Source organism: uncultured Eubacterium sp. (assembly GCF_945980375.1).
GTDB lineage: Bacteria > Bacillota > Clostridia > Oscillospirales > Acutalibacteraceae > Eubacterium_R.
Map to the genome: position 1 here is coordinate 1 of NZ_CAMFQO010000039.1, position 9,513 is coordinate 9,513.

8 protein-coding genes are annotated in these 9,513 nt (G+C 42.8%); 2 read left to right on the forward strand and 6 right to left on the reverse strand.

Annotation, left to right across the window (positions count from 1 at the left end; all coding sequences use genetic code 11):
* Positions 1–143: 143 nt before the first annotated feature.
* The 6 genes from Q0P34_RS07970 to Q0P34_RS07995 all read right to left on the reverse strand — a co-directional run bounded on the left by Q0P34_RS07970 (position 144) and on the right by Q0P34_RS07995 (position 7,082).
* Positions 144–944 carry a hypothetical protein gene (locus Q0P34_RS07970; RefSeq protein WP_294955230.1) on the reverse strand — a complete coding sequence of 267 codons (801 nt, stop codon included), beginning with the start codon at positions 942–944 and terminating at the stop codon, positions 144–146.
* Positions 945–987: 43 nt separating this feature from the next.
* Positions 988–1,998 carry a transketolase C-terminal domain-containing protein gene (locus Q0P34_RS07975; protein WP_294955232.1) on the reverse strand — a complete coding sequence of 337 codons (1,011 nt, stop codon included), beginning with the start codon at positions 1,996–1,998 and terminating at the stop codon, positions 988–990.
* 3 nt (positions 1,999–2,001) lie between these two features.
* Positions 2,002–2,895, reverse strand: a complete 894-nt coding sequence (locus Q0P34_RS07980; protein WP_294955234.1) for a transketolase — start codon at positions 2,893–2,895, stop codon at positions 2,002–2,004.
* A 42-nt stretch (positions 2,896–2,937) separates the two neighbouring features.
* Complete coding sequence (locus Q0P34_RS07985; RefSeq protein ID WP_178669341.1) at positions 2,938–4,209, reverse strand: aminotransferase class III-fold pyridoxal phosphate-dependent enzyme; 1,272 nt, start codon at positions 4,207–4,209, stop codon at positions 2,938–2,940.
* A gap of 17 nt (positions 4,210–4,226) precedes the next feature.
* Positions 4,227–4,991 carry a hypothetical protein gene (locus Q0P34_RS07990; RefSeq protein ID WP_294955237.1) on the reverse strand — a complete coding sequence of 255 codons (765 nt, stop codon included), beginning with the start codon at positions 4,989–4,991 and terminating at the stop codon, positions 4,227–4,229.
* A 375-nt stretch (positions 4,992–5,366) separates the two neighbouring features.
* The gene (locus Q0P34_RS07995; protein WP_294955239.1) at positions 5,367–7,082 is read right to left on the reverse strand and encodes a phospho-sugar mutase; all 1,716 of its coding nucleotides are present in this window, start codon (positions 7,080–7,082) and stop codon (positions 5,367–5,369) included.
* Between the two features lie 116 nt (positions 7,083–7,198).
* Here Q0P34_RS07995 and Q0P34_RS08000 point away from each other — a divergent pair, with 116 nt between their 5' ends.
* Both Q0P34_RS08000 and Q0P34_RS08005 read left to right on the forward strand, forming a co-directional pair.
* Positions 7,199–8,203, forward strand: coding sequence for an acyltransferase family protein (locus tag Q0P34_RS08000; protein ID WP_294955241.1), 1,005 nt, complete (start codon positions 7,199–7,201; stop codon positions 8,201–8,203).
* Between the two features lie 3 nt (positions 8,204–8,206).
* A partial coding sequence (locus tag Q0P34_RS08005; RefSeq protein ID WP_294955242.1) for a YifB family Mg chelatase-like AAA ATPase occupies positions 8,207–9,513 on the forward strand: 1,307 nt, incomplete at its 3' end.

A 9,513-nucleotide genomic window follows, 5' to 3' on the forward strand; every position in this document is an offset into this window, starting at 1 on the left:
TCGTACATCTTCCCTCGCAAAATGCGAAATTCAGCTCCATTTCTCAACAGTCTACTAGCTTGTCAAAATTTATAATTCGACTTTTTCGACAGTCTAAGAGGCTACGGATTCCGTAGCCTCGATTTTTGATTTATGCAATTGTTTTATGAAGCAAGCTCTCCGACAAGCATCATATAGTCACCGATTTGAACACCGAACTCCGGTCCGCCGTCCATAATGAGCTTCTTTTCAGCAGTCATTCTAAACATATCGCCTGTGCCCATCAAAATCATAAGAGCAGATTTAGGGCAGTCAAATTTCATATTAAAGAATGGCTTTGCTCTCTTATACTCACCTCTGCCGGCTCTTGACTTACCTGCCTTAATACGAATGTAGGCAGTACATTCGGGATGGCCGATAACCTCCCACTGATAGCAACGGTCAGGTGATTTAAGAGTCCACTCGTGAATTGCGGGGTGACTAAGCTTGTTAAGCTGTGAAATACCTGATGACAAAAGATAGAAATACAGCTTGCACAAAAGGACAGCTGTTGTGTCATCTACACCTTCCGGGTCCTTAATGCCCAAAAGTGAGGACATCTTAAGGAGCACCTGCATAAACTTTAAGAACTTGCCTAAATTCTTAATTCTTAAAGCAGGAAGAAGGTTTGGCACCTTACCCTTCATAAATTCATTCATTTTTTCCATTGAAGAAAATGCAAGCTCTGCATCAATCTTTTCCTGACCGAGATACTCGCCGAGCTTTACAGTCCATTCACCGTTTTCAATGATAAAGTGAACAGCCTCCTTCTCCTCGGCATTTACCATAGCGGAAACCTGATATATTGCATTAACTCCCTCAAATTTCTTTTTGAGCTCAGGAACATCGTTTGCAATAGTCTTTAACAACGGCAAAGCGCCTGCCATAAAGACCTTATTAGTGTAGCGAACCTCATCGCTTGGCATAATAATACACTCCTTTCAGTTAGATAACATTTGGGTAAATTCTTTAGAATTCGTCATCCCAAGCATCGTCTGCCTCAAAGTCAGCATGCATCATTTCCTGAATTGTTTCAGCGATACCGTTTGCATCAATCTTAGCCATAGCAAGAAGGTCCTCCTGCAAGCCGATTGTTGAGAATGAATCCTGATGACCAAGCATTCTGAACGCACAAGCCTTACCTGATGAAGCAACAACCTCTGCAACAGCAGAGCCCAAGCCGCCCATAACCTCGTGGTCCTCAACTGTGATAATACGACGGGTATCTGCAATAGCAGAAAGAACAGCCTCTTTATCAATAGGCTTGATTGTGTGCATGTTAAGAACACGAACAGAAAGTCCGCCGTCTGCCGCTGCAATACGAGCAGCCTGCATAGCCTCAAATACACAAGAGCCGCAAGCGATAACGGTAATATCTGTACCCTCGTTCATAACAGATGCCTTATCCCACTGGAAGTTGCACTCGTCAGGGCTCTTATAAATAACCTGGTCGAAGCCTCTGTTAATACGGATATATACAGGGCCCTCAATATCATATGCAGCCTTAACTGCATTATATGTTTCTGCACCGTCGCATGGGCAGATAACTGTCATATGAGGCAAGGTTCTCATACAAGCCATATCGATAAGAGAATGGTGAGTTGAGCCTGCCTGACCAAATGAAGTACCTGCGTGAGTAGCAATAATCTTTACAGGAACGTTTTGATAGCAAATATCAGTATGAATTTGGTCAAGTGATCTTGCTGCTGTAAAAATAGCGAATGTTGAAGCAAACGGAACAAGACCGTTTTTAGCCATACCTGCGGCAACACCGAAAAGATTTTGCTCTGCGATACCTACATTGAAAAATCTGTCAGGGAACTTTTCACCAAACATACCGATTTTTGTAGATTTTGCAAGGTCGGCAGTAAGTGCTACAACATCCTTGTGCTCCTCGCCGAGCTCGCAAAGAGCAATACCATAACATTCTGCTGTTGACAACTGAGTAGTATCAGTCATTGTATAAGACATTCCGGCCATATCTTACGCCTCCTTTTCTACGCGAGCAACACGCTCTGCCTTGTATTTATCAAGTGATGCATATGCCAATGCAAGCTTTTCGTCATCAAGTGAGCCATAGTGCCACTTGTAGTCATCCTGCATAAAGTCTACACCTGCACCCTTATATGTATCCATAATGATAGCTGTAGGCTTGTCGCCGCCATCCTGATGGTTCTTAATAGCAGCCTCGATAGCGTCGTTAAGCTCCTTGAGGTTGTGACCGTCTACACGATATACATTGAATCCAAATGACTCAAACTTCTTATCAAGAGGCTCAACCTTCATTTCGTCATCAACACGGCCGTCGATCATACACTTGTTGTTATCTGCAAATACAACAACGTTTGAAAGCTTAAACTGAGCAGCACTCATTGCGGCCTCCCAATTTGAGCCCTCGTTAAGCTCACCGTCACCGGTAAGAACATAGTTCATATAGTCAATACCGTTTACTCTGCCTGCAAGAGCAAAGCCCACCGCAAGAGAGATACCGTGGCCCAATGAACCTGTTGAGCAGTCAACACCCTTAACCTTATTGCAGTCAAGGTGCATACCAATTTTTGCGCCTGTAAGGTTAAAGATTTTGAGCTCCTCCTCAGGCATAAAGCCGAGGTCAACCAAAATAGGTGCATAGCCTACTGCGCAGTGTCCCTTAGAGAGAATGAATCTGTCTCTGTCGGGAAGATCCGGATTTGTAGGATCAATTTTCATAAAGCGATGGTAAAGAATGGTCATACAATCCATCGCAGACAACGAGCCACCTACGTGACCTGAGCCGCCCCATACGGCAGTTTGAAGACAGTAACGTCTTAAGAAATCTGCCTTGTCCTCAAGGCGAAGCCATTCTGCTTTGTCGAATGGCACATAATTTGCTGGCATAAATATACCCCTTTCAGATTTTATTAAAATAATTCACTCGAATTACTTAAGTCCCAATTCGGGATGTCTTGCGGCAACTACGCCGAAAGCATCCTCTGCAATATCAACAGCGAGCTTGATATCCTCGTCTGTTACGGCAGCATTCATAAAGTGGTTATGGTGAGATGCAAGGAACAATCCTCTGCTTACGCACTCTGCAATCCACTCCTGATGAAGCATAAGGCTGTCGTCATTTGCTATACGAAGATAGAACAATGCAGGCTCACCTGAAACCTTAAGGTTGAAGCCGTGCTCCTTACCTGCGGCAACAAGTCCGTCGCAAAGAAGAGTACCCTTCTCCCTGAACATCTTTGGTGTATCAAGCCTCTTCATCTTTGGAATACAAGCAAGGCAGGCAGCAAACGGCTCTGCGCTCATCCAATAAGAGCCTGTGTATACAACAGATGAAGCTGTATTCTTCATATGCTCCTGACCGCAAACAGCAGACATATTGTAGCCGTTAGCAAGAGCCTTACAGAAGCAGATAAGGTCTGCCTTAAATCCGTAATAGTGGTCTGAACCCTGAAGGTCAAGACGGAAGCCTGTACGTACGTCATCAATGATGAGAACCATACCGTGATCGTCGCAGAACTTGCGAACCTGTGCCCACTGCTCCTTTGTAGCGGTTGTGTTATCAAAGAAATTACCGTGGTCATACGGTTGAGCAATAAGACCTGCGAAATCACCGTTTGCCTCGTCGTATGCTCTTTGCATTGCTTCCATATCAAACCAAGGAACAACAACGTTATTAGCTACATCTTCAGGAAGAATACCCGGATAATCAGCCTTTTGAGCCCACTGGAAGTCACCGTGATAATATCCCTTAAAGAACATCATCTTCTTTTTGCCTGTATGTGCTCTTGCACACATTACGGAGAATGTTGTGGCATCGGAGCCGTTCTTCATAAAGAATGCCCAATCTGCAGTAGCAACTGTATCCTTAAGAAGCTCTGCACACTCTACCATTTTATATGACGGAGAGGTTGTACAGTTGCCCTGCTTAAGCTGTGCCATGGCAGCAGCATCTACATCGTCATCGCAGTAGCCGAGAACATTCGGACCGTAAGCACACATAAAGTCGAGATACTTATTGCCGTCAACGTCCCAAAAATATGTACCCTTTGCGTGATCTGACATCAATGGCCACTTTGTAATTGGAAGGAACAAGCCTTCTGACGGGCCAAGGTGACCGTAAACACCTGAAGGAATTGCATTGAGTGCTCTGTTGAACCACTCCTGTGATTTTTCGTGTGTGTATTCCGGAAATTTACTCATTATACCCTAATCCTCCTTTAGCCCAAGTAAACAGCAACTCTGTCGAGAATACGGTTTACATTATCAATCATATTAATCATACCCGACATATAAATATTGCCGGCGCAAAGCTCTGCCATTGTTGATGCAGTACCGTTGAACAATGCATTTGCAAGCTCTATTGTCTTAAATTCCATAACTGCTCTTGGAGTATCAGGCTTTTCCTTTATAAGCTCAAGGTGATGATCCCTTACTCTGACAGTAACATAGCAAGTATCGGTAATTCCCATTTGGATGTCGCCGTCTACAATATAAGATGCGGAAAGCTTGCTGATAGAATCTGTATTACCCAATGCGCAGATTGCACCGCCGATTGTGTACATTGTAAGTATTGTTGATTTGTTGAAAAATTCCTTATCCTTTAGGTCCTCCTCGCTTGGCATAAGATACCTTGTGAGAATATCCGTAAGCTTTGTGAACGGACCAAGCAGGAATGACAGCACCTGTGCGATATTCTTTGCAGGGATACCCGGCTTGCTGTCGTCGATAAGTGCGTTAAACTTTTCAGGTGATGCAAACTTCATTTTGCAGGTGCAACCGTAGTCACCCTCTGTCATTTTGCATCCATCCTTTGAAAAATGATAGGTTACACAAGGACCGTCTGTAACATCAAAGCACAAAGATACAGGCTTTTTAAGTCCTTGGCAAACTGCCTTTGCTTCGTCAACCATATCGCATAAATTCTCCAAGGTAGCGAGAACACCGTATGCATTGACAAACGCCATTGATTTTGCTTCCTTCAAAACAATTCCTCCTTTTCACCCGCTGTAAAAAATACATACGAGTGGCTAATAATACGATAGAATTATAGCATAATTTTACAATATAAGCAACACAATATATTAAATAATTATAAACTATCACAACTTTTATACATATGTAACAAAAATAGTTCAAAAAATTCTACACATAAAAAGAAAAAGCAGAATGAATACAATGTTCAATCTGCTTTTATCCCCTCAGTCACCTGAGGTGACAGCTCCCCTTTGCATAAAAGGGGAGCCAAGTTTAATTTACAAATGCAAATACTCCGGCTGTCAATCCGCTTAATGCCATAAGCACAGCCAAAACAATCGCAGTAATTTTTACCCAAGTTCTGTTCATTTTGTACTATCCTCTTATTCCATAAACTTGCCTGCCGCATTCACCATAACACCGGCAAGCTCATCGGCAGACTGTCTGTCTGTGCCGATTGCAGTAATATATGCCTTAATCTTCGGCTCTGTGCCCGACGGTCTTACAATAACCTTGTTGCCGTTTTCAAGGGAAAAAGCAAGAACATTGGATTTTGGCAAATCAATCCTTTCTGACGGCGATGAGTCGGTATATGTAACGGTTGAGGTCTTATAATCCGATATGGAAGCAACAGGCATACCCGCAATTTCTTTAGGAGGATTACTGCGAAGCCCATCCATAATTGAAGCCATTTTTTCCATACCCGCCGCACCCTCAAAGGTGTAAGACTCAACAACATTTGAATAGTAGCCGAACTCATCATAAAGAGAGTTCATAACATCAACAAGATTCATACCCTGTGTCTTATAAAATGCTGCCATTTCGCAGATAAGCATTGAAGCAACAACAGCATCCTTATCTCTTGCGTGAGTGCCTGCAAGATATCCGTAGCTTTCCTCAAAGCCCATAACAAAATCGTCTGCCCTGCCCTGCTCCTCAAGATTTGTAATAAGCTCACCGATATACTTGAAGCCCGTGAGCAAATTCTTAAATGTACAGTTATACTTTTTGGCGATAACCTCTGCAATGTCGGTTGAAACAAAGGATTTTACTGCAATTGCAGTTTCAGGAAGAATGCCCTTTTCCTTTTTCTGTGAAAGGATATAATTAAGGAGCATTGCACCGACCTCGTTACCGCTCATAAGCACAAGCTCACCTGTTTTATCGGGAACTGCTATGCCCACTCTGTCGCAGTCGGGGTCAGTTGCCAAAAGCAAATCCGCACCTATATTCTTATTCATCTCAAGTCCAAGCTCAAACACCTGCTTGATTTCCGGATTAGGAAACGGACAGGTTGGAAAATTACCGTCGGGTTTTTCCTGTTCAGGCACAACATAAACGTTCTTAACGCCTATTCTGTCAAGGATCCTGCGAACCGGCTTATTACCCGTTCCGTTAAGCGGAGAATATATAACCTTAAGGTCTGCCTGCTTAACAATATCGGGGTTAATGCACTGCTTTTGCACCTCATCAAGAAACATCTCGATAACATCCTGACCGATATATTCAATCATTCCGTCCTCTACAGCCTTATCAAAATCAACCTTTTTGATGCCCGTAAAGTAATCAACCTTTTGGATAAAGCCATAGGTTTCCTCTGCTTCCTCATCGGTCATTTGATAACCCTTAGGATTGTAGCACTTGTAGCCGTTATACTTTGCAGGATTGTGAGAAGCAGTAAGAATAATACCGCTTGATGTGTGAAAATGACGAATTGCATATGAAAGACAGGGTGTCGGCTCAAGCTCATCATAAATATAAACCTTAATTCCGTTTGCAGCCAAAACCTCTGCTGCTTCCCTGCTGAAATATTCAGACTTAATTCTTGAATCGTATCCGATAGCAACAGACGGGTTTTCATAATTTTTGTTTAAGAAATCTGCAAGCCCCTGTGTTGCCCTGCCAACAGTGTAAATATTCATACGGTTTGTGCCGGCGCCGATTACTCCGCGAAGCCCTGCCGTGCCGAATTCAAGCGAACGGTAAAATCTATCAAGTATTTCATCATCATTACCCTTAATAGCCTCAAGCTCGGCAATAAGGTCCGCATCGCCTGTTGCCTTTTGAAGCCACTCGTTATACAAAGCATTAATATCCATTAGCCTACTCCTTACATAATTACTTGATATGCGTATATTCTAAACTTATTATTGGGTGTTGTCAATATTTCAAAGATAATGTATAATATTTATTAACAATATTCGAGGCGAACGGAATGAAAAAAAGAATTGCAATATGGGACAACTTAAAATTCCTTTTAATTATACTCGTTGTGTTTGGGCATTATGCACTGCAAATAATGCATAACTCTGCCATACTAAATGGATTATACATTTCCACATATCTTTTTCATATGCCGTTATTTATTTTTGTTACCGGTATGTTTTCAAAGCGGACTGTCAACGAAAAAAATGTAAAAAAGGTATTACCGTACCTTACCTGCTTTTTGGTAACGACATGGATACTTTACATCACAAAACTATTTTTGAAATGGAATCCGAGCTTTGAACTCTTCAGCCCCATTGCCTTGCCTTGGTATTTGATGTCGATGTTCTTTATGTTTTTGATAACTATGCTTATCAAGGATTGCAAGCCGCAGTATGTTATGACACTGTCGCTTATAATAGGTGTTCTTGTCGGATTTTGCAAAACGGATAATCCCGACTTTTTAACTTGGATGAGAACATTTATTTTTTACCCGTTCTTTTATCTTGGATATACCCTTGACGCAGATTGGGTTGAAAAGGTCACGAATAAGATTTACCTAAAGATAATTGCAATCATCTTTTTCATTGTAATAAATGTGCTAGCGTTCAGCTTTCCAAAAGAGGCAGGCATGCTGTCAAAGCTGTTTACCGCAAGACACACCTATAACGAATTAGGAAAATTTGCCGACGACGGATGGATATACAGAATTCTTGTATACGCATTATCATTTGCCGCAATATTCTTGCTCATAAGCCTTATTCCGAGAAAAAGAATAAAGGGCTTTACCGTATACGGAGAGCGCACACTTGGAATATATATGTTCCATTACGTTATCATTTACATTCTTGTATATTCGGCAAAGCTGCCCGAGCTGCTTGAAAAGGCGTTACCGTTTGGTTGGGACATTCTGTTTATCCCTATTGCGATAATAACTGCATACCTGTGCGGTAATCGGGTGTTTGATTTTATTTCAAGAAAACTGTTTTCAAGTAATTGGAAGCTGAAAGGATAAATTATGTTTGCTAAGGTTAAAAGTGAAGGTTTATTGGGTATAGAAAGCTATGATGTAGAGGTCGAGGCTGACCTTAGCTCAGGTATGCCGAGGTTTGACCTTGTAGGCTTGCCGGATGCGGCGGTGAAGGAAAGTCGCGAGCGTGTCAGAGCTTCCATTAAAAACTGCGGCTACGAATTTCCGCTGTCAAGAATTACCGTAAACATCGCCCCTGCCGACATTAAAAAGGCAGGTGCGGTATATGATTTGCCTATACTGATTGCAATACTAAAGGCAGGCAAGCAGATAAAGGCAAGCCTTGACGACTATGCATTTATCGGTGAGCTGTCACTTGACGGAGAGCTTCGCAGGGTTAACGGTGTTTTGCCCATGGTTTTAAGGGCAAAGGAAAACAACATCGGCGCTGTATTTGTACCATACCAAAACGCCTTTGAAGCGAGCGTTGTGCAGGGTATTGATATTTTGCCTGCAAGGAGCATAAAGGAAATTATCGCCCACCTTGATTTTGGAGAGCTCATTACTCCCGTATCACACGACATAAGCGAGGAGGAAACCTTGGGCGAGGCACTTGACTTTGCCGATGTAAGAGGACAGGATGCCGCAAAAAGAGCAATAGAAATTGCGGCGGCAGGCTCGCACAACATAATAATGATAGGCCCTCCCGGAACAGGCAAATCCATGCTTGCAAAGCGGATAGGCTCCATTATGCCCGATATGAGCTTTGATGAAAAGATTGAAACAACGGCGATTTATTCCGTTGCAGGTATGCTGCCGGAAAATGTAAAGCTTATATCAAAGCGACCGTTCAGAAGTCCGCACCACACAATATCTGCACAGGGCTTGGCAGGCGGAGGCTCAAATCTACGCCCCGGTGAAATAAGCCTTGCACACAATGGTGTGCTGTTTATGGACGAATTCCCGGAATTTGACAGAAGAACAAAGGAATCTCTGCGTCAGCCGTTAGAGGATTCAACGGTTACCATAAGCCGTGCAGGAGGAACAGTAAGCTACCCTGCAAGCCTCATGGTGGTTGCCGCGATGAACCCTTGTCCCTGTGGCTACCTTGGGCATCCAACAACACAGTGCAAATGCACTGATGCGGCAAAGAGAAAATATCAAAGCAAAATTTCCGGTCCGTTGCTTGACAGAATGGATATACATATCGAGGTTCAAAATGTAGAATACGAAACCATTTCAAGCAAGGAAAGAGCAGAAAGCTCGGCTCAAATAAAGGAACGCGTAAACAAAGCACGACAAATACAGAAAAAACGCTTTGAAGGTACAGGCATAACATGCAATGCAAAGATGAC